The following is a 19,380-nucleotide window of genomic DNA, read 5'->3' on the forward strand; positions in this document are numbered from 1 at the left end:
CTCAGACGGAGCAGGCCGCGCTCGCATCTGTATGTATGTCCCCTCGGTTCACGAGGCGCCCCGGATTCCCGGACGGCGCTTCCTAGGCTGTCCGGCTTCTGCAGCTGCGATACGGGCTCACGGCGTAGCAGTACCTACGACTTCAATGTCCGTACCGGAGCCCTTTCCCACATGACGAGCAGCACCGAGACCACCGCCACCACCCCGCAGGTTGCGGTCAACGACATCGGTAACGAGGAAGCCTTCCTCGCCGCGATCGACGAGACGATCAAGTACTTCAACGACGGCGACATCGTCGACGGCGTCATCGTGAAGGTCGACCGGGACGAGGTCCTGCTCGACATCGGTTACAAGACCGAAGGTGTCATCCCGAGCCGCGAGCTCTCGATCAAGCACGACGTCGACCCGAACGAGGTCGTCAAGGTCGGCGACGAGATCGAGGCCCTCGTCCTCCAGAAGGAGGACAAGGAAGGCCGCCTGATCCTCTCGAAGAAGCGCGCCCAGTACGAGCGTGCCTGGGGCACCATCGAGAAGATCAAGGAAGAGGACGGCATCGTCACCGGTACCGTCATCGAGGTCGTCAAGGGTGGTCTCATCCTCGACATCGGCCTCCGCGGCTTCCTTCCGGCGTCCCTCGTCGAGATGCGCCGTGTCCGCGACCTCCAGCCCTACGTGGGCAAGGAGCTCGAGGCCAAGATCATCGAGCTGGACAAGAACCGCAACAACGTGGTCCTGTCCCGCCGCGCCTGGCTGGAGCAGACCCAGTCCGAGGTCCGCCAGACCTTCCTCACCACCCTGCAGAAGGGCCAGGTCCGCTCCGGCGTCGTCTCCTCGATCGTCAACTTCGGTGCGTTCGTGGACCTGGGCGGCGTCGACGGCCTGGTGCACGTCTCCGAGCTGTCCTGGAAGCACATCGACCACCCGTCCGAGGTCGTCGAGGTCGGCCAGGAGGTCACCGTCGAGGTCCTCGACGTGGACATGGACCGCGAGCGTGTCTCCCTGTCGCTGAAGGCGACGCAGGAGGACCCGTGGCAGCAGTTCGCCCGCACCCACCAGATCGGCCAGGTCGTCCCGGGCAAGGTCACCAAGCTGGTTCCCTTCGGTGCGTTCGTCCGCGTGGACGAGGGCATCGAGGGCCTGGTCCACATCTCCGAGCTGGCCGAGCGCCACGTGGAGATCCCGGAGCAGGTCGTCCAGGTCAACGACGAGATCTTCGTCAAGGTCATCGACATCGACCTTGAGCGTCGCCGGATCAGCCTCTCGCTGAAGCAGGCCAACGAGTCCTTCGGCGCCGACCCGTCCGCGGTCGAGTTCGACCCGACCCTGTACGGCATGGCCGCGTCCTACGACGACCAGGGCAACTACATCTACCCCGAGGGCTTCGACCCCGAGACCAACGACTGGCTGCCGGGCTACGAGGCCCAGCGCGAGGCGTGGGAGACCCAGTACGCCGAGGCGCAGCAGCGCTTCGAGCAGCACCAGGCCCAGGTCATCAAGTCCCGCGAGGCCGACGAGGCCGCCGCTGCCGAGGGTGGCAACGCCGCTCCGGCCGCAGCGCCGACCGGTGGCTCCTACTCCTCGGAGTCGGACGACAACTCCGGCGCCCTGGCGTCGGACGAGGCGCTCGCCGCCCTGCGCGAGAAGCTGGCGGGCGGCCAGAGCTGACGCTCCGGCCCCGGTCACCGCACCGCTGACGTACGGCCCGCTCCCCACCGGGGGGCGGGCCGTACCGCTTTTCCCCTGCTCCCGCGCCGGCCGACCCGGCGCACGGCCCGGTCACGGGAATGCCGCACCGACACTGCGCGTTGTCGCAGTCGACACGAGGAGGAGCGGTAACCGTGCTTGATCCGCAGGGACTGTACGAGTGGGACCCCAAGGGGCTCGCGGTGGTCGACATGGCTCTCGCGCAGGAGTCGGCGGGGCTCGTCATGCTGTACCACTTCGAGGGGTACATCGACGCGGGAGAGACCGGCGACCAGATCGTCGGCCACCTGCTGGACACGCTTCCGCACCAGGTCGTGGCCCGTTTCGACCACGACCGCCTGGTCGACTACCGTGCCCGCCGCCCGCTGCTCACCTTCCGGCGCGACCGCTGGACCGCCTACGACACGCCGACACTGGAGCTGCGTCTGGTCCAGGACGCGACGGGCGCTCCCTTCCTGCTGCTCTCCGGCCCCGAGCCGGACGTCGAGTGGGAGCGCTTCGCCGCGGCGGTCCGCCAGATCGCCGAGCGGCTGCGGGTGCGCCTCGCCGTCAACTTCCACGGCATCCCCATGGGCGTCCCGCACACCCGCCCCGTCGGGCTCACCCCTCACGGCAACCGTGCCGACCTGGTGCCGGGCCACCGCAGCCCGTTCGACGAGGCGCAGGTCCCCGGCAGCGCCGAGGCGCTGGTGGAGTACCGCCTGATGCAGGCCGGCCGGGACGTCCTCGGGGTCGCTGCCCACGTGCCCCACTACGTGGCCCGCTCCGCCTACCCGGACGCGGCCCTCACCGCGCTGGAGGCCATCACCGCGGCCACCGGGATCGTGCTGCCCGGCGTCGCGCACGCGCTGCGTACCGCGGCGCAGCGCACCCAGACGGAGATCGAGCGCCAGATCCGCGAAGGCGACGAGGAACTCACCGCCCTCGTCCAGGGGCTTGAGCACCAGTACGACGCGATCGCCGGTGCCGAGACGCGCGGGAGCCTGGTCGCGGAACCGGTGGACCTCCCCTCCGCGGACGAGATCGGCAGGGAGTTCGAGCGCTTCCTGGCCGAACGTGAGGGCGATTCGGGGTGATCGGCTAGGCTGCGGGCGCCGCCGCCGGTCCGGCAGATGCGTGGAGGAACCCGCTGCCGCAGCCGGTGGGGCCCGCCCGGCGCCGCGCGGGGCGGAACGAGCGTCGAGCGTGGTGGAGGCAGGGCGTGCTGACCGTGGGCCTGACCGGTGGGATCGGTGCCGGCAAGAGCGAGGTGTCCCGGCTTCTCGCCTCGTACGGTGCGGTCCTGGTGGACGCCGACCGCATCGCCCGGGAGGTCGTGGAGCCCGGGACCGAGGGGCTCGCCGCGGTGGTCCGGGAGTTCGGCGCGGACGTCCTGCTGCCGGACGGAGCGCTGGACCGGGCGAAGCTGGGGGCGCTGGTGTTCGGCGACCGCGAGCGGCTGGCCGTCCTCAACGGCATCGTGCACCCGCTCGTGCGGGCCCGCTCCCAGGAGCTGCAGGATGCCGCAGGCCCCGGAGACGTGGTCGTCCACGACGTCCCCCTGCTCACCGAGAACGGCCTGGTGGACCTGTACGACCTGGTCGTGGTCGTGGACGCGGACCCGGCCACCCAGCTGGACCGGCTGGTGCGGCTGCGCGGCATGGCGGAGCCGGAGGCCCGGGCCCGGATGGCGGCCCAGGCCACCCGTGAGCAGCGGCTCGCCGTCGCCGACATCGTGATCGACAACGACGGTCCGCTCGACGCGCTCGAGCCCCGGGTGCGGGCCGTGTGGGAGGAGCTGGCGGCCAGGACGGCGGGAGGGTAGCCGGGGCCGGCGCCGCTGACCGACGCCTTTCGCGGCCGGAATATCCCGTGCACCGGGGCATGTTGCAAAGCAGCAGCCGAGGGGAAGGATCCGAAGGTGCCCATGAGCGATCCGGAAACGCACGTCATCGACTTCCGTGCCGCCGAGCAGCTGCTCGCCGCACGGGATCCGCGGGGTGCCGTGAAGCTGCTGGACTCCGTCATCGCCGCGCACCCGGAGAACACCGCAGCGCGGCTGCTGCGTGCCCGGGCCTTCTTCGCGGCAGCGCAGCTGCGGCCCGCCGAGCTGGAGTTCGAACTCGTCCTGGAGCGTGAGCCGGACAACGCTTTCGCCCACTTCGCCCTCGCCCGGACCTTCGAGAGGTCCGGCAAACCCGAGCAGGCGCAGCGCCACTTCCGTCTGGCCGCCGCCCTGGACCCCAAGCCCGAGTTCCTGAGGGCCGCGCGCTTCGACGACGGGGCCTGAGGCGCGGCCCCTCCCCGCCCGAGCCGGTGCGGGGCGGGGGACTGCCGCCGGGAGCCCCGGGTGGAGCCGGGCGGCCGTGCGCAGTGCCCGCCGAGGGTCCTGCGGGGCCTCCGCCGCTCTCCTTCCGCGTTGGGTTCGCGACCTCAGCCGTGGTCGGGGTCGTAGGGCGGCACGTCGCGGCCCGGCTGGTAGTGGGGCCCCTGGCGGATGCGGTGCACCACGAGCCCCACGTCCACGACCGTGACGAGGAACAGCGCCGAGCAGAGCGCCGACCACCCGGGGTGGTCCGCCAGGGCGAAGGCCGCTGCCGCCCCACCGAAGAAGACCAGGCCCCAGATCCCCAGGCCCAGGCGCAGGCGGAGCGGGCTCCGGGCGTTGACCGGCTCGTTCCCGCTGCGCATGGCACCACCTCCCACTCCAGGGTGCACCCGGCGCGGACGCGGTTCCGGTGCCTGCCGGATCCCGGCCGGCGGTGCCCCGGCGCCTGCCGGCCGGTTTTGTGGGGACGTGCCGCATCCAAGCACCGTATGAATCGCGTAATACAGGGCATAAGGGTCGTATGGCGCAGTGAAGCTGCGGTATCAGGGCAGGGGGTGCCCCCATGGTCGAGGAACTGATCGTCGCCGGCACGACGGTCGCGGCTGCCTGCGGGGTCTACATGATGGCGGCCGCCCGGGTCGTCAGGCAGTTCGAGCGGGGCGTGGTCCTGCGCCTGGGAAAGCTGCGCCGTGAGGTGCGCCGCCCGGGATTCACGCTGATCGTGCCCGTGGTCGACCGCATGCACAAGGTCAACATGCAGATCGTCACCATGCCCGTCCCCGCCCAGGAGGGGATCACCCGCGACAACGTCACCGTCAGGGTCGACGCCGTCGTGTACTTCCGTGTCGTGGACGCGGTCAACGCCGTGATCGAGGTCGAGGACTACCGCTTCGCCGTCTCGCAGATGGCCCAGACCTCCCTGCGCTCGATCATCGGCAAGAGCGACCTGGACGACCTGCTGTCCAACCGGGAGAAGCTCAACCAGGGGCTCGAGCTGATGATCGACAGCCCCGCCGTGGGGTGGGGCGTGCAGATCGACCGTGTGGAGATCAAGGACGTGTCCCTGCCCGAGGCCATGAAGCGCTCGATGGCCCGGCAGGCCGAGGCGGATCGCGAGCGCCGGGCCCGGGTGATCAACGCGGACGCGGAGCTGCAGGCGTCGAAGAAGCTCGCCGAGGCCGCCGGAGAGATGTCGAAGCAGCCCGCGGCCCTCCAGCTCCGCCTGCTGCAGACGGTGGTCGCGGTGGCGGCCGAGAAGAACTCCACACTCGTCCTGCCCTTCCCCGTCGAACTCCTGCGCTTCCTGGAGCGAGCCCAGCAGGGAGCGCCCGAGGCCGACCGGCCCGCTCCCCCGGAGGAGCGGCCCGCTCCCCTGGAGAAGCCGGCTGCGCCGCAGGAACTCGCCCCCGGGGCCGGGACCCCGATCCCGGAGGCTGAAGCCCCTACCGGCAGGCGGCCCCCCGACGACCCGGCCGCGGTTCCGCCGTCCCGGCCGGCGGCCGCGTGACCTCCCGCACGGCCGCGTGACCTCCCGCACGGCCGGGTGACCTCCCGCCCGGCCGTGCGCCCGGACACCGCGCCGGTCGGCACCGGGAGCGCCCCCGCGGGACCGCGGCCCGTCGATGTCAGTGCCCGCCCGTAAGGTCGAAGGACACGGTGCGCACCGCGCACCACCCCCAGCCTGCGGGAGGAGGCGCCACCATGACCGGCCGAAGCACGCCTGCGCCTCCCCGTGCGCCGCAGGCCCCCGAACGGCCCCGCCCGCTGCCGCTCGCGCCCCAGGCGGACCGGGCCGGGCCGCTCCTCCGCTGCGCTCCCGTTCTGCTGCCCGGCGCGCTGCCCCGTGAGGGGCGGTTCGCCTTCTGGTCCCCCGGTGCCGACGAGGTCCCGGGGGCGGAGGACCGGATCACCGTCGTACGGGCCCACGGCTCCGGCATCCGCCGCCGCACCGTCCCGGCCCGGCTGGTCCCCGTCGTGGAGGCCCTGCCGCTGCTGGTCCGGGCCGCCGCCGAACCCCGGTCCCACCCGGCCGCGGCCTGCTGGGGGGCGGCCGCCCGCCACGCCCTCCACCTGGTGGCCCGCGGGCGCCTCCTGCCCGGTCTGGACGACGGCGACCTGGACGTCTGGCGCGCCGGGCCCCTCGACGCCGAGGACATCGCCCAACTGCGCGCCATCGCCGCGGCCATGCCGCCGGAGGCCCACGCCGTGCCCGTCCCCGGTTCCTCCCCCATGCGGCTCGCCGACCCCGAGTACCTGGTGCGTCAGCTCTTCGACGCCGTTGCCGACGTCCTGCCCCGCACCCCGGCCGCCCCGCACGCCGCGGGCCCCGCCTTCGCGGCGCAGTCCGCCCAGCACCTGCCCCGGGCGCGCGGCTGGGCGGCGGAGGCGGCGGCCGCCATGGACGCCGGGGTCAGGGTCTCCCTCCGCCTCGACCCCTCCGCCTTCGCGCTCTTCGACACCGGGAACGGAGCCGTCCCCCCGGACGGGCAGCCGCGCAACGCGGCCGCGGCCGTGGTGCAGATCCACAGCCTCGCCGACCCGGCGCTGGTCGCCGACGCGGCGGCCCTGTGGGCCGGTTCGGCCGGCGAGCGCCTGGGGCCGCGGGCCCGTATCGACGCCATGCTCGCCCTGCGCGCCGCCGCACGGGTCTGGGCGCCTCTCGCCCGGCTGCTGGACCAGCAGGTGCCGGACGTCCTCGCCCTCACCGAGGACGAGCTGTACGAGCTGCTGGGACCGGCGGCCGCCCGGCTCGACGCGGTCGGCGTCGCCCTCCACTGGCCCCGTGAGCTCGCGCGCAGCCTCAGTGCCGCCGCCGTGGTGCGCCCCGCACCGGGCTCCGCCACGGACGGCACCCCCTTCTTCGACGGCGCCGCACTGCTGCGCTTCGACTGGCAGCTCGCCCTCGACGGAGACCCCCTGACCGAGGCGGAGATGGACGTGCTCGCCGAGTCGCACCGACCGGTCGTACGGCTCCGCGACCGCTGGGTGGTCGTCGATCCCGACCTCGTCCGCAAGGCCCGCAAACGGGAGCTGGGACTGCTGGAGCCGCCCGCCGCCCTCGCCGCCGCCCTGACGGGCACCGCCGAGGTCGACGGGGAGACCGTCGAGGCCGTGCCCACGGGTGCACTGGCCGCACTGCGGGACCGGATCACGGCCGGGCCCGTCGCCGCCGAGCCCCCCGAGGGGCTCGCCGCGACACTGCGCGACTACCAGCTGCGAGGGCTCGCCTGGCTGGAGTCGATGGCCTCGCTCGGGCTCGGCGGCTGCCTCGCCGACGACATGGGCCTCGGCAAGACCGTCACCGTCATCGCCCTGCACCTGCGCCGCGCCCGTCCGGAGCCGACGCTCGTCGTCTGCCCCGCCTCCCTGCTCGGCAACTGGCAGCGGGAGATCACCCGCTTCGCCCCCGGCACACCCGTCCACCGCTTCCACGGCGCAGACCGCGCCCTGCCCGCCGCCGGCGGGTTCGTCCTCACCACCTACGGCACCATGCGCACCAGCGCGGAGCGGCTGGCCGCGCACACCTGGGGGCTGGTCGTCGCCGACGAGGCCCAGCACGTGAAGAACCCGAACGCGGCCACCGCCAAGGCCCTGCGCAGGATTCCCGCACCCGCCCGCGTGGCCCTCACCGGCACCCCCGTGGAGAACAACCTCTCCGAACTGTGGGCCCTCCTCGACTGGACGACACCCGGGCTCCTCGGCCCTCTCGCGTCGTTCCGGGCCCGGCACGCCCGCCTCGTGGAGAGCGGCGAGGACCCGGAAGCGGCCGAACGGCTCGCGCGCCTGGTGCGGCCCTTCCTGCTGCGCCGGCGCAAGTCCGACCCGGGCATCGTGCCCGAGCTCCCACCGAAGACCGAGACGGACCACCCGGTGCCCCTCACCCGGGAGCAGGCCTCCCTGTACGAGGCCGTGGTGCGCGAGTCCATGGCCGCCGTCGGGGCGGCGGACGGGATGGCGCGCCGCGGCCTGGTGATGAAGCTGCTGACCTCCCTCAAGCAGATCTGCAACCACCCGGCCCAGTTCCTGCGCGAACGCGGGGGAGCTTCCGGGGCACCGCCCGGCGCGAACCTCCGCCTGGCCGGACGCTCCGGGAAGGTCGCCCTGCTCGACGAACTCCTCGCCACGATCCTCGCCGAGGACGGCGCCGTCCTCGTCTTCACCCAGTACGTGGCCATGGCCCGGCTGCTGGCGGAGCACCTGGCCACCCGCGCCGTACCCTGCCAGCTCCTCCACGGCGGAACGCCCGTCGCCGAGCGGGAGCGCATGGTCGACCGCTTCCAGTCGGGGGAGGTGCCCGTCTTCCTCCTCTCGCTCAAGGCCGCGGGGACCGGCCTCAACCTCACCCGGGCGGGCCATGTCGTCCACTTCGACCGCTGGTGGAACCCGGCCGTCGAGGAGCAGGCCACGGACCGCGCCTACCGGATCGGCCAGACCCGGCCCGTCCAGGTCCACCGCCTGGTCACCGAGGGCACGGTCGAGGACCGGATCGCCGAGCTGCTCGCCGCCAAGCGGGCGCTCGCCGACGCGGTGCTCCACGGCGGGGAGGCCGCGCTCACGGAACTGACCGACCGCGAACTCGCCGACCTGGTCGCGCTCCGGAGGCGGCAGTGACCCCGCTCCGGCGCCGGGAGCCCCGCGGCCTCTCCGGGGACGACACGCGGCGCACCTTCTCCTCCGCCGCACTCTCCGCCGGGGGGCCCACGGCACCGACCTGGTGGGGCACGGCCTGGGTGGAGGCCATGGAGGACGCCGCCCTGGACCGCGCCCGCCTGGAGCGGGGCCGGTCCTATGCCGGGAGCGGGCGAGTCGCCTCCATCACGGTCACCCCGGGGCGCGTGACCGCCTACGTGCAGGGCGGCCGCCCCCGTCCGTACCGCACCGAACTCCGGCTGCGCACCCTGGGCGACGGTGAGTGGGAGGCCCTGCTCGACGCGGCCGCAGCCCGCCCCGAGCACATCGCCGCCCTCCTCGACAAGGAGGTCCCGCACACCCTCGCCTCCGCGGCGGAGCTGCTGCCGGGCCCCGGTGACCTCGTCCCGGACTGCTCCTGTCCCGACGACGGCATGCCGTGCAAGCACGCGGCGGCCCTGTGCTACCGCACCGCGGCGCTGCTGGACGAGGATCCCTTCGTGCTCTTCCTCCTGCGCGGCCGAGGCGAACGCCAGGTGCTCGCCGCGCTCGCCCACCGCAGCGCCGACCGGGCGGCCGGGGAACGCCGCACCGGAGGCGCCGCGCCCGGCGCGCCGCCCTCCGTCGCCGCACGCGATGCCCTGCACGCCGGTGCCAGGCCGCCGCTCCCGCCGCCCCTTCCCGCTCCGTCGCGGCCCGGCCGCCCGCCGGCCTACCCCCACGCTTCCGGCGCCCCCGACCCCCTCTCCCTGGACCTGCTCGCGGGAGAGGCCGCGGCCCGCGCCCATGCGCTGCTGGCGACCGGCCGCGATCCGGTCGCCGGGCTGACGACCTGGCAGGACGCCGTGCGCCTCGCCGCGGCCCATCCGGGGGCGGGACTGGCGGCCTCCACCCGAGCGCTGTACCGCGACCTCGCGGCCGCGACGGGCCGCGCCCCGGTCGAACTGGCCCGCGCGGTCGCGGCGTGGCGGCAGGGCGGACCGGCAGCCCTGCGTGTCCTGGAGGAGCCCTGGGACCCGCCGGCCGGTCCCTTCGACCGCGCCCGCTCCGCGCTCACGGCGGCCGGTATGCCGCCGTTCCGCCCCTGGCGCAACCATCTGACCTCCCCCGCGCTGCAACTGCGCCTGGGGCAGGACGGACTGTGGTACGGCTACGAGTCCGAGACGGGGCGGGAGGACTGGTGGCCCGGAGGCACCCCGGACGAGGACCCGGTCGCCGCCCTCCGCGGCGCCGCGCGGCCTGCCGACGGCGTTCCGCGAGGAGAGTGAGGGCCCCCACCCCCTCTCGCCGTCGGCCCGTACACGAGCCGCGGCCCTGGGGCGGCTCCCCGGTCGCGGCCCCGCCGATGCACCGAGCCGGCGCACCGAGCCGGCGCCGTGCCGCCGCCGGTGCGTCCAGCGCGCCGGGGCCCCGAGGCAGGGGCCGGGGCGACGGCGGCGGCCGGGAGGTCCACCCGATCGACGGTTTACCCACGAACGGGTGAATGGTCCGTTCGCCAGAACCCTTCCGCGCCCCTTGGGCGTTAAGCCCGATACGGGCACATGCCCGGCCGTCGACTTCCTGAAGGCAGGGACCCATGAGGCAGGTTCACCGCAAGGGCCTGGCCACCGTGATGCTCACGGGTGGCGCACTGGCCATGGCCACCGGCTACGCGCACGCCGATGCGTCGGCGGACGGCTCCGCCGTCGGGTCCCCGGGCGTGCTGGCGGGCAACGGCGTCCAGCTGCCCGTGCACCTCCCCGTGAACGCCTGCGGCAACACGGTCAACGTGGTGGGGCTGCTCAACCCGGCGGCGGGCAACTCCTGCGCGAACACCTCGGCGGGCGGCGGCGCCGACGACACCCGGTCCGGCGGGTCGGCCGCGGGCGGCACCCGAGCCGGCGGTGCCGAAGCCGACGGCGCGGACAGGGACGGTGCGCAGACGGGCGGCGCGGGCGCCGCCTCCGGGGCCGGAGCCTCCAACGGGGGCGGCGCCCGGGCCGAGGGACAGGCGGCGGGCTCGCCGGGTCTGCTCTCCGGGAACGGCATCGCCCTGCCCGTCGACCTCCCCGCCAACGTCAGCGGCAACTCGGTCAACGTGGTCGGCATCGGCAACCCCGTGATGGGCAACACCTCCGTCAACGTCTCCGAGCAGCCCCCGACCGAGACCGAGCCCACCACGCCCCCGGTGGTGGAGGAGCTCCCCGACCCCGAACCCGTCGTCGAGGAGCCGGTCCGGACCCCGGCCCCGGCCCCGGCCGCGCCTTCCGTCGACGCCCTCGCCCACACCGGTGCGGACACGGCGGCCTACGCGCTCTCCGCCGGTGCCGCGATGCTGCTCGGCGGAGCGCTGCTCTACCGCCGCTCCCGCGGCGGATCCTCCGCCTGACCGCCCGGGCCCCGTGCTCCTCTGCCGGAAGCCCCCGGCGGCGGGGCGCCGACCGGGTCCTGCGAGGCGGCTCGGCGCCAGGTGTCCAGGACACCCTCCACGTCCGGTGCCACCCGCGCCCGTGCCTCGCGCCGGGGCACTCCTGCAGTCAGCAGGGCGTCGTACTCCGTGTCCAGATGGCGTACCGAGGCCCGCACCGCCGCCGTCACGGCCGCGCCGTCCAGGGCTCGGCCCGCGGAACTCCGGCCCACCCTGCCACTGCCCCTGAGGGAGGCGTGGGCGGCGATCCCGGCAGCCCGGTCCCCGGGGCAGCCGGGAAAGAGACGGCGGATCTCTCCGGCGAGAGCCTCGGTGAACCGGACGTCCTCGGCGGCCCTGCGCTCCGCGTCGCGGCCGCGGCGCCTCGCCCTGCAACTCCGCGTCCGCCCGGCATGCCTCCTCGGCCCGCGCCAGGGCCCCGCGCTCGACCAGAAGCCCCAGACGCTCCGCGCGATCGTGCCGCCGGTCGTGGCGGACGACCACGGCGAAGAGCGAACTGCCCTCGCGGGACCGGCGGGTGAGTGCCGTGTCACCACGCGGCAGGTAGACCAGATGTCCCAGGTCCGCGCAGTCGAGGCACACGGGGACCCCCGACTCGACCACATGCATCGCCAGCGGGCCCCGGCGGCAGACGGCGCAGTGCCGACCCCGCCGCGGCCGTACGACAATCCGCCCCATCCACGGAACCTACCCGCGAACCGTGCCCGGCTCCCTCGCGCCTGCACCGGTACCCGGCGCCCGCCGGGGGCGCTTTCTCCCGCGCCGACCGGAGCGTCCGGGGCGACGCCGTCCGGGCCCGCTCCCTCCGGGAGCAGCCGCCACCGGGGGAGCCTGGCGGCTGCCGCCGACGGCTGCGGGAACCTCGCCGCGAGGGGCACGAGCGCGCCCCCGTCACCGCCTCGCAGCTCTTCCGCCTCCCGCGGCTGCGGGGGCCCGTAGTGTCCGCCCCCTCTAGGCCCCCGTCGCCCCTCGCCGCCGAGGCCCACCTGGTGTCACGGCCGGCACCTGCGAGCGGCGGCGCCCCTCCCACCTGGCCGCCCGGCACTGACCCGGGCCCGTGCCCGCCACCTCCCGGTGGAGAGCGCGGCCTTGCATGCCTGCCGGTCCTGGCCGTGCACCCTCGGCGCCGACCTGCGCGGGAGCCGGCTCGGGAAGCCGTGATCCGGCAGGATCGGGCCCCAGGCCCCCCGCATCCGGTCGGCCTTCGGCACGGACGCACGGGGTACGGAGCCGACCCGGCCGACGCGTGCGCCGCGGGGCGGGGGGCGGGCCGACTCGCCCCGGTCCGGAGACCGCACCCGCCGGGTGACCGGCGCAGGGCAGCGGCGCGTCCCGCATGCGACCGCGCCCCGGCGGACCACCTCCCGGCGGAACCCGCCGGCCAGGCGGCACGGGTGGCGGCGCCGCCCTCGGCGGCGCATGCCGGAGCCGGTGCGGACGTGAGTGCTCCAGCCCTTCCGGCGGCCGCACCCGCCGCGCAGCGCACCCCGCCTTCTTGGGCCGGTCCCGTCGGCTGAGGCACCGGGCTCGACCACGGCGGCTGCTTCGGCCGGGAAGTCGCGGACGGCGGGCCCTTCCCGGGCGGGCGGCGGGTACGGGAGCCCGGCGCCGACGGCGACCACGCGGGGCTGAGGCGCCAAGGTTCCCACCGCCGAGCGGGAGTGCACCGGGCGCGCCGACGGGAGGCACCGCCCCGTAAATCCGTTCGAGTTGCCCGGGAGGGATTGGTAGGTTCGTCCGCGTGGCGAAACTCAACCAGATCATCGCAGTGGAGAAGGGCGTCAAGACCAGGGCGCACCACGACCTGACAGCCGCCCACCACGGGCTCCAGAAGCCCGCGCTGCTCGCGGGCATCTCCCGCACCTACCAGCCCAAGGACGAGGAGGGCGAGCAGCTCCCGCCCGAGTCCACCCGGGTGCAGGTGCAGGCGGAGGAGGTCCTGCGGGACACCGCCAGGACCCTGACGCGGCTGTTCGACGTGACCGCCACCAAGGACTGGGCCAACTGCACGGCGCGAGCGGACGTCACCGTGGACGGCCGCGCCCTGCTCACCGGGGTGCCCGTCTCGTATCTGCTGTTCCTGGAGAAGCAGTTGACGGACATCGCCACGTTCGTGCGCAAGCTGCCGGTGCTGGACGCCTCAGAGTCGTGGGTCCACGACCCGTCGACGGACGCGTGGAAGACGGACCCGGTGCGTACGGTCCGCACCCGGAAGGTGCCGCGCAACCATGTGAAGGCCGAGGCCACGGAGCACCACCCGGCCCAGGTCGATGTCTACTACGAGGACGTCCCGGTCGGCTACTGGACGACCGTGAAGTTCTCGGGGGCGCTTCCGGCCCGTCGGCTCAACGAGTTGACGGAGCGGCTGGAGAAGCTCCAGCAGGCCGTGAAGTTCGCCCGCGAGGAGGCCAACGCCTGCGAGGTGGACGACCGGCGGGCGGGTGATGCCGTGTTCGGCTATCTCTTCGGATAGCCGCTGACGACTCCCCGGGCGCCGAGGCGCGTCCGGGGTGCGCGAGGAGCGCAAAGCTGAAGCTGAAGTTCGTCGTGATCAGGCGGTGACGGAGGAGGTTCGAATCCTCCCCCCGGCACTCGTGCCGGGGTGGCCCATGTCAGGCAGAGGCACACCGCGTCAATCTCAGACTCCCGCTCCAGACTCAGCATTCGCCGCCGATCGCCGGATCGACCGGACCTGGGCTCCGGACGTCGAAGTGCCGGTTCAAGTCCGGCCCGCGCAGCTCGGTGCGCGGTGGTCCAAAGGCAGGACGCGGCGACATCAGACTGACCCGGGTCCTCAAGCGTGCCGGCGTGCCGTACGGGCGGCAACCACAGGGCCCGGGGGTCGGCTACGCCCCCGGGCCCGCCTCCTCCACCGGCGGAACGCGCCCCTCGGGTCCGTGCCCCGCTCCGCTACTGCCGGTAGCCGCCGAGGAAGCGCCCGATCCGGCTGATGGCTGCGTCGAGGTCGTCGGCGTGCGGCAGCGTCAGGATCCGGAAGTGGTCGGGGCGCGGCCAGTTGAACCCCGTGCCCTGGACGACCTGGATCTTCTCCCGCAGGAGCAGGTCGAGCACGAACTTCTCGTCGTCGTGGATCGGGTGGACCTTCGGGTCCAGCCGGGGGAAGGCGTAGAGCGCCCCCTTGGGCTTGACGCACGACACGCCCGGGATCTCGTTGAGCCGCTGCCAGGCGCGTTCGCGCTGCTCGTGGAGCCTTCCGCCGGGTGTCACCAGCTCCTCGATGGACTGGCGCCCGCCGAGGGCGGCCTGGATGGCGTACTGGGCGGGTGCGTTGGGGCACAGCCGCATGGAGGCCAGCATGGTCAGGCCCTCCAGGTAGTCCCTGGCGTGCCGGCGGGGGCCGCTGACCACGAGCCAGCCGGAGCGGAAGCCGGCGACACGGTAGGTCTTGGACAGGCCGCCGAAGGTCAGGACCACCAGGTCGGGTGCCAGCGCGGCGGCGGGGTGGTGCACCGCGTCGTCGTACACGATCCGGTCGTAGATCTCGTCGGCGAACACCATGAGGCCGTGGCGCCGGGCGAGGTCGAGGATGCCTTCGACGACCTCCCGCGGATAGACCGCACCGGTGGGGTTGTTGGGGTTGATGATCACCACGGCGCGGGTGCGGTCGGTGATCTTCGCGGCCATGTCCGCGAGGTCCGGGTTCCAGTCCGACTGCTCGTCGCAGAGGTAGTGCACGGCCTTGCCGCCGGACAGGGTGGTGACCGCCGTCCACAGGGGGAAGTCGGGTGCGGGGACGAGGACTTCGTCGCCGTCCTCCAGCAGGGCCTGGACGGCCATGGAGACCAGTTCGGAGACGCCGTTGCCGAGGAAGACCGAGTCGACGTCCACGTCGTCGAGGCCCATGGCCTGGTAGCGCTGCGCGACGGCGCGACGGGCGGAGAGGATGCCGCGGGAGTCGGTGTACCCGTGGGCCCGGGGCAGCATCCGGATCATGTCCTGGACGATCTCCTCCGGGGCCTCGAACCCGAAGAGGGCCGGGTTGCCCGTGTTCAGGCGGAGGACGCTGTGGCCCGCCTCCTCCAGGGCGTTGGCGTGCTCCACCACCGGTCCGCGGATCTCGTAGCAGACCTCGCTGAGCTTGCTCGACTGCCGGAACTCCATGGTGTGGCCCTCCCTTGACCGATGTACTGCTTGGTTTTACCAAGTTCGAGCTTGGAAAGTCCAACAACATGTCTAGACTGCGTCGCATGCCACGTGAGACCCGCCGCCGGAGCTACGACCAGTACTGCGCCGCCGCCCGTGCGCTCGACACCGTCGGTGACCGCTGGACCCTGCTCGTGGTCCGCGAGCTGCTCGCCGGACCGCGCCGCTACAGCGACCTCCACGCCGACCTGCCGGGAGTCAGCACCGACGTCCTGGCCTCGCGGCTCAAGGAGATGGAGCAGTCGGGCCTCGCCCTGCGCCGCCGGCTCGCGCGCCCCTCGTCCGTCCAGGTGTACGAACTCACGCCCCGGGGACGCGCCCTGCTCCCGGTGCTCGACGCCCTGGCCGCCTGGGGCGCGCCCGACCTCGCAGGGCGCCGCCCGACGGACGCGGTGCGAGCCCACTGGTTCGCCGTCCCGCTGCTGGGTCTGCTCGCCCCCGCCGCCGCCTCGGCCGGCCGCCGCGGAGCCGTGGAGGTGCGCATCGACGAGGGCGTGTTCCACCTCCTCCTCGGCCCCGGGGACCCCGAGCAGGCCGTCGCCGTGGGACACGAGGGAGCCCCGGCCTCCGCCCCCGCCTACGGAGACGGTCCGGCACCGGCCCCCGCGGCCGTGCTCACCCTCACGACGGACACCTGCACCGCACTGGTCACCGGTGCGCTGACCCTCGCGGAGGGGGTGCGCTCGGGCCGCATCGCGGTGGAAGGGGACGGCGGCCTCGTCGGAGCCGGCGACCACCGGGGAGCGTGCGCCTGACCCTCCCCGGCCCTGCTCGCCCGGAGACCGGTCGCCGCCGCCTCGTCCGTGCGGGAGCGCCGCCGCGCCCGGCGCCCGTTCCGCGGCGCCGGGCCGGGCGCCCCCACGAGGCGGAGCACCCGTGGTTCAGGGGCGGCCGCCGACGAGGGTCACCGCCCGCGCCCCTGCCGAGCAGCCCTCCACCGCCGCCGTCCGTGCGTCCGCACCGCGCAGCCGAGCGGCCAGGAACGCCCCGGTGAAGGCGTCACCGGCGCCCGTGGTGTCCAGCGCACGGGCCGCGGGTGCGTCCACCCGCCCCGTCACCGCGCCCCGCTCGGCGACCACCGCGCCCCGCCGCCCCAGGGTCACCGCGGTGAGGGGGAACAGGCGGCTCAACTCCGCTGCGGCCTCGGCCGGATCGGCCCTGCCGCCGAGAAGCCGGGCCTCGTCGGCGTTGGGCAGCAGGACGTCCGCCCCCCGGAGCGCCGCCAGCATCCGGGGGATCCCGTAGCCGGTGATGAAACCGGCCGAGGCCGGGTCCACCGAGACCGGGACGCCCCGCTCCCGTGCCGCCCGCAGTGCCCTGCGTGCCGCCTCGGCGCCGGTCGGCGTGAAGAAGAGGTAGCCCGACAGGTGCAGATGCCCCACGCCGTCCAGCAGCCCGGGCGACCAGTCGTCCGGACCCAGGCGGTGCACCGCGCCGCTGTCCGTGAGGAAGGTCCGCTCGGCGGACGCGTCGACGAGGGCGATCACGGTGGCCGTGGGCGCCACCGCGTCCGGCACCAGGAGGGGGCGCACCCCGGCGGCCCTGAGCCCCTCGGTATGCCACCGCTCGTCGCCACGCCCGACCCGGGCGAGCAGGCGCACGTCGCCGCAGCCCCGGTGTGCCGCCCAGCAGGCCACGTTGGCGCCCGCGCCGCCCGGCAGGATCCGGATGCGGGCGGCGGTGTCGGTGCCGGGCGAGAGCGGTGCCGCGTGCCGGGCGACCACGTCCGTGACCACTTCCCCCACCACCAGCAGCCCGCCCGCCCCGGTCCCGCCGACCGGGGGGAGGGCCGTCCCCCCGGTCATGCGTAGGCAGCGGCGACACGCGCCGCCAGGGCGACGTTGCCGCGGACGGCCGCCAGGTTGGCCTCCAGGGAAGCGCCCTCCGTCCAGCGTGTCAGCCGGTCGAGGAGGAAGGGCGTGACCGCCTGCCCGGACACCCCTTCCCGGTCCGCGGCCTCCAGCGCACGGGCGAGCACCCGGTCGTGCAGCCCGGGGTCCAACTGGTCCTCGTCCGCGACGGGGTTGGCGACGACCAGCGACGCGCGCGGCCCGCCGAGGGCGTCCTGGGCGCGCATCACCGCCGCCACCTCCTCGGGGGTGTCCGCGCGCCAGTCCACGGGTTCGCCGGAGGAGGCCAGGTAGAAGCCGGGGAAGCGGTCCGTCCGGTACCCGACCACACCCACGCCGAGCGTCTCCAGACGCTGGAGTGTGGCGGGGACGTCCAGGATCGACTTCACCCCGGCGCACACCACCGTGACGCCCACCTCGGAGAGCAGCCGGAGGTCGGCCGACTCGTCCTGCGTCTCGGTCCAGCCACGGTGCACGCCCCCGAGCCCGCCGGTGGCGAAGACGCGGATCCCGGCCGACGCGGCGACGAAGGCGGTGGCGGACACGGTGGTGGCCCCCGAGGCCCCCGAGGCCAGCGCGGGGGCCAGGTCCCGGTGCCCCAGCTTGCGCATCGAGGGGTCCCGGGCGACGCGCTCCAGCCCCTCGTCCGTCAGGCCGACGCGGACCCGGCCGTCGAGCACGGCGATCGTCGCGGGCACCGCCCCCTCTGCTCTGACCCGCTCCTCCAGTTCACGGGCGACGTCGAGGTTGCGCGGCCGCGGCAGCCCGTGGGCGATGATGGTCGATTCCAGGGCCACCACGGGGGCGCCGGACGCGAGGGCCTCACGGACCTCGGGGGACAGGTCGGTCGCGGTGTTCGGCATGTCCTCATCCCTGGCACCCGGGGCGGCCGCCCAAACACGCGTCCGAGGGGCGCCGGCCGGTGGCCCTCGGGGCGGCTCGCCCGTACCGGCCCGCCGGGCGGGCGTGTTCCGGTCGCCGGTGCTTCCGGCGGGGCCGCCGGCGGCCGGGACGCTCAGCGGTCGGCGGTGGCCCGCCGGACGGCCAGCACCGCCAGTGGGAGCAGCAGCAGCGCCCCGACCGCGTTCAGCCATCCGTAGCCCGCCTTCGCCACGACCAGGCCGGCAGCGGCCCCGCCGATGCCCGCCGCCGCGTTCATCGTGAGGTCCGACAACCCCTGGACCGCCGCCCGGGCGGGCTGCGGCACCGACTCGGTCAGCAGCGCCGAGCCGGCGACCAGCGCGGCCGACCAGCCCAGGCCCAGCGCGAACAGCCCCAGGGCCGTACGCCCGTGGCTCGGCCCCGCCGTACCGGCCAGTGCCGCGGCCACGGCGAGCAGCGCGACCGCCAGGCCGATCACCGAGAGCCGGCCGACCCGGTCCGCGAGCCAGCCCATCACGGGAGAGAAGGCGTACATCCCCGCGATGTGCCCGCTGATCACCAGCCCGATGAGCTCGATGCCCGCGCCGTGGTGACTGAGCGCGACGGGCGTCATCGACATGATCGACACCATCGCCGTGTGCGAGACGGCGATGGTGACCAGCGCCAGCCGGGCCATGGGCGAGTTCCGCACGGCCTGCGCGCCGGCGCGCAGCGAGTGGCCGCCGGGGGTGTGGGGCTCCCCGGAGAGCGCCCGCGCCGTCAGCAGCGGGTCGGGACGCAGCAAGGCGAAGGTCAGCAGCGCCGCGAGGAGGAAGACGGCACCGGCCCACAGGAACGGCCCTGCCGCGACGGGTATGCCGAGACCCGCGACGCTGCGCCCCGCCGGTGAGGCGATGTTCGGGCCGAGGACGGCACCGACGGTGGTCGCCCAGACCACCGTGGAGATCGCGCGTGCCCGCTTGTCGGGCTCCGCCAGGTCGGTGGCGGCGAACCGGGCCTGGAGCGTGGCGAGGGAGCCGGCGCCGAACCCCGCCATGCCGAGAAGGAGCAGGGGGAAGCTGCCGAGGACGGCGGCCACCACGACCACCCCCGCCCCGACCGCCCCGATCAGATAGGCCAGGACCAAGCCCGCGCGCCGCCCCCGGGCCGTCATCAGCGCCGCCAGCGGCACCGACAGGGCTGCCGTGCCCACCACGGTGGCGGTCGGCGCGAGCCCCGACAGCGCCTCCGTGCCGCTGACCTCCTGTGCCAGGACGGCGGCCAGCGCGATACCGGAGGCCACGCCCAGGCCTCCCAGGATCTGCCCGGCCGTCAGCACCGCGCTGACCCGGCGGCGGAGCGCGGCAAGATCGGCGGCACCGGGGGCCGCCTCGGAGGAGGTGTCAGGGGCGTCAGGTCTGATGGTCACGGACGCAGTCTGTCAGGGCCCCGCCACG

Annotated in this window: 15 protein-coding genes and 1 pseudogene; 10 read left to right on the forward strand and 6 right to left on the reverse strand. The window is 74.7% G+C overall.

Annotation, left to right across the window (positions count from 1 at the left end):
- Window positions 1-171 precede the first annotated feature (171 nt).
- The 4 genes from rpsA to NPS70_RS23570 all read left to right on the forward strand — a co-directional run bounded on the left by rpsA (window position 172) and on the right by NPS70_RS23570 (window position 3,973).
- Complete coding sequence (gene rpsA, locus NPS70_RS23555; protein WP_256526381.1) at window positions 172-1,665, forward strand: 30S ribosomal protein S1; 1,494 nt, start codon at window positions 172-174, stop codon at window positions 1,663-1,665.
- Window positions 1,666-1,838: 173 nt separating this feature from the next.
- Window positions 1,839-2,780, forward strand: coding sequence for a PAC2 family protein (locus tag NPS70_RS23560; RefSeq protein ID WP_256526382.1), 942 nt, complete (start codon window positions 1,839-1,841; stop codon window positions 2,778-2,780).
- Between the two features lie 125 nt (window positions 2,781-2,905).
- Window positions 2,906-3,508 (forward strand): dephospho-CoA kinase, encoded by a 603-nt coding sequence (gene coaE / locus NPS70_RS23565; protein ID WP_256526383.1) that lies wholly within the window; start codon window positions 2,906-2,908, stop codon window positions 3,506-3,508.
- A gap of 96 nt (window positions 3,509-3,604) precedes the next feature.
- Window positions 3,605-3,973 carry a tetratricopeptide repeat protein gene (locus tag NPS70_RS23570; RefSeq protein WP_256526384.1) on the forward strand — a complete coding sequence of 123 codons (369 nt, stop codon included), beginning with the start codon at window positions 3,605-3,607 and terminating at the stop codon, window positions 3,971-3,973.
- A 143-nt stretch (window positions 3,974-4,116) separates the two neighbouring features.
- Here the strand turns inward: NPS70_RS23570 and NPS70_RS23575 are convergent, their stop codons facing one another.
- Window positions 4,117-4,374, reverse strand: coding sequence for a DUF6343 family protein (locus NPS70_RS23575; RefSeq protein WP_256526385.1), 258 nt, complete (start codon window positions 4,372-4,374; stop codon window positions 4,117-4,119).
- A 200-nt stretch (window positions 4,375-4,574) separates the two neighbouring features.
- On the opposite strand from NPS70_RS23575, the gene NPS70_RS23580 reads away from it, so the two are divergent.
- The 4 genes from NPS70_RS23580 (at window position 4,575) to NPS70_RS28600 (ending at window position 11,009) form a co-directional block, all read left to right on the forward strand.
- Window positions 4,575-5,519 (forward strand): slipin family protein, encoded by a 945-nt coding sequence (locus NPS70_RS23580; protein WP_256526386.1) that lies wholly within the window; start codon window positions 4,575-4,577, stop codon window positions 5,517-5,519.
- Window positions 5,520-5,713: 194 nt separating this feature from the next.
- Window positions 5,714-8,623, forward strand: coding sequence for a DEAD/DEAH box helicase (locus tag NPS70_RS23585; protein WP_256526387.1), 2,910 nt, complete (start codon window positions 5,714-5,716; stop codon window positions 8,621-8,623).
- Entirely contained in the window at window positions 8,620-9,909 is a 1,290-nt protein-coding gene (locus tag NPS70_RS23590; RefSeq protein ID WP_256526388.1) for an SWIM zinc finger family protein, read from the forward strand. The genes NPS70_RS23585 and NPS70_RS23590 overlap by 4 nt, the downstream gene beginning before the upstream one ends.
- Before the next feature lie 308 nt (window positions 9,910-10,217).
- A complete protein-coding gene (locus NPS70_RS28600; protein WP_305886252.1) occupies window positions 10,218-11,009 on the forward strand; it encodes a chaplin in 792 nt (263 codons plus the stop codon).
- On the opposite strand, the pseudogene NPS70_RS23605 reads toward NPS70_RS28600, so the two are convergent.
- Window positions 10,976-11,726 (reverse strand): annotated as a pseudogene (locus tag NPS70_RS23605) (DUF2293 domain-containing protein). The gene NPS70_RS28600 and the pseudogene NPS70_RS23605 overlap by 34 nt on opposite strands.
- A 1,063-nt stretch (window positions 11,727-12,789) precedes the next feature.
- Between NPS70_RS23605 and NPS70_RS23610 the strand changes: the two are divergent.
- Complete coding sequence (locus NPS70_RS23610) at window positions 12,790-13,521, forward strand: hypothetical protein (RefSeq protein WP_256526389.1); 732 nt, start codon at window positions 12,790-12,792, stop codon at window positions 13,519-13,521.
- 437 nt (window positions 13,522-13,958) lie between these two features.
- Here the strand turns inward: NPS70_RS23610 and NPS70_RS23615 are convergent, their stop codons facing one another.
- A complete protein-coding gene (locus NPS70_RS23615) occupies window positions 13,959-15,170 on the reverse strand; it encodes a pyridoxal phosphate-dependent aminotransferase (protein WP_256526390.1) in 1,212 nt (403 codons plus the stop codon).
- Between the two features lie 68 nt (window positions 15,171-15,238).
- Between NPS70_RS23615 and NPS70_RS23620 the strand changes: the two genes are divergently transcribed.
- A complete protein-coding gene (locus NPS70_RS23620; protein WP_256526391.1) occupies window positions 15,239-15,967 on the forward strand; it encodes a winged helix-turn-helix transcriptional regulator in 729 nt (242 codons plus the stop codon).
- A gap of 126 nt (window positions 15,968-16,093) precedes the next feature.
- On the opposite strand, the gene NPS70_RS23625 is transcribed toward NPS70_RS23620, so the two are convergent.
- From NPS70_RS23625 to NPS70_RS23635, 3 genes are all read right to left on the reverse strand, one after another.
- Window positions 16,094-17,017: a carbohydrate kinase family protein gene (locus NPS70_RS23625; RefSeq protein ID WP_256526392.1), complete on the reverse strand. Its 924-nt coding sequence runs from the start codon at window positions 17,015-17,017 to the stop codon at window positions 16,094-16,096.
- Window positions 17,014-17,925 carry a pseudouridine-5'-phosphate glycosidase gene (locus NPS70_RS23630; protein ID WP_256526393.1) on the reverse strand — a complete coding sequence of 304 codons (912 nt, stop codon included), beginning with the start codon at window positions 17,923-17,925 and terminating at the stop codon, window positions 17,014-17,016. Before NPS70_RS23630 ends, NPS70_RS23625 begins: the two co-directional genes overlap by 4 nt.
- Before the next feature lie 152 nt (window positions 17,926-18,077).
- On the reverse strand, window positions 18,078-19,352 hold the full coding sequence (locus tag NPS70_RS23635; protein WP_374212048.1) for an MFS transporter: 1,275 nt from the start codon (window positions 19,350-19,352) through the stop codon (window positions 18,078-18,080).
- Window positions 19,353-19,380 lie beyond the last annotated feature (28 nt).

Source organism: Streptomyces sp. C10-9-1 (assembly GCF_024497955.1).
Taxonomy (GTDB): Bacteria; Actinomycetota; Actinomycetes; order Streptomycetales; family Streptomycetaceae; genus Streptomyces; species Streptomyces sanyensis.

What these genes read in the sequence shown, in the direction of transcription:
- rpsA (WP_256526381.1), top strand. Translation starts at nt 172, where the DNA reads ATGACGAGCAGCACCGAGACCACCGCCACCACCCCGCAGGTTGCGGTC.
- NPS70_RS23575 (WP_256526385.1), bottom strand. Translation starts at nt 4,374, where the DNA reads ATGCGCAGCGGGAACGAGCCGGTCAACGCCCGGAGCCCGCTCCGCCTG.
- NPS70_RS23580 (WP_256526386.1), top strand. Translation starts at nt 4,575, where the DNA reads ATGGTCGAGGAACTGATCGTCGCCGGCACGACGGTCGCGGCTGCCTGC.
- NPS70_RS23585 (WP_256526387.1), top strand. Translation starts at nt 5,714, where the DNA reads ATGACCGGCCGAAGCACGCCTGCGCCTCCCCGTGCGCCGCAGGCCCCC.
- NPS70_RS28600 (WP_305886252.1), top strand. Translation starts at nt 10,218, where the DNA reads ATGAGGCAGGTTCACCGCAAGGGCCTGGCCACCGTGATGCTCACGGGT.
- NPS70_RS23615 (WP_256526390.1), bottom strand. Translation starts at nt 15,170, where the DNA reads ATGGAGTTCCGGCAGTCGAGCAAGCTCAGCGAGGTCTGCTACGAGATC.
- NPS70_RS23620 (WP_256526391.1), top strand. Translation starts at nt 15,239, where the DNA reads ATGTCTAGACTGCGTCGCATGCCACGTGAGACCCGCCGCCGGAGCTAC.
- NPS70_RS23625 (WP_256526392.1), bottom strand. Translation starts at nt 17,017, where the DNA reads ATGACCGGGGGGACGGCCCTCCCCCCGGTCGGCGGGACCGGGGCGGGC.
- NPS70_RS23630 (WP_256526393.1), bottom strand. Translation starts at nt 17,925, where the DNA reads ATGCCGAACACCGCGACCGACCTGTCCCCCGAGGTCCGTGAGGCCCTC.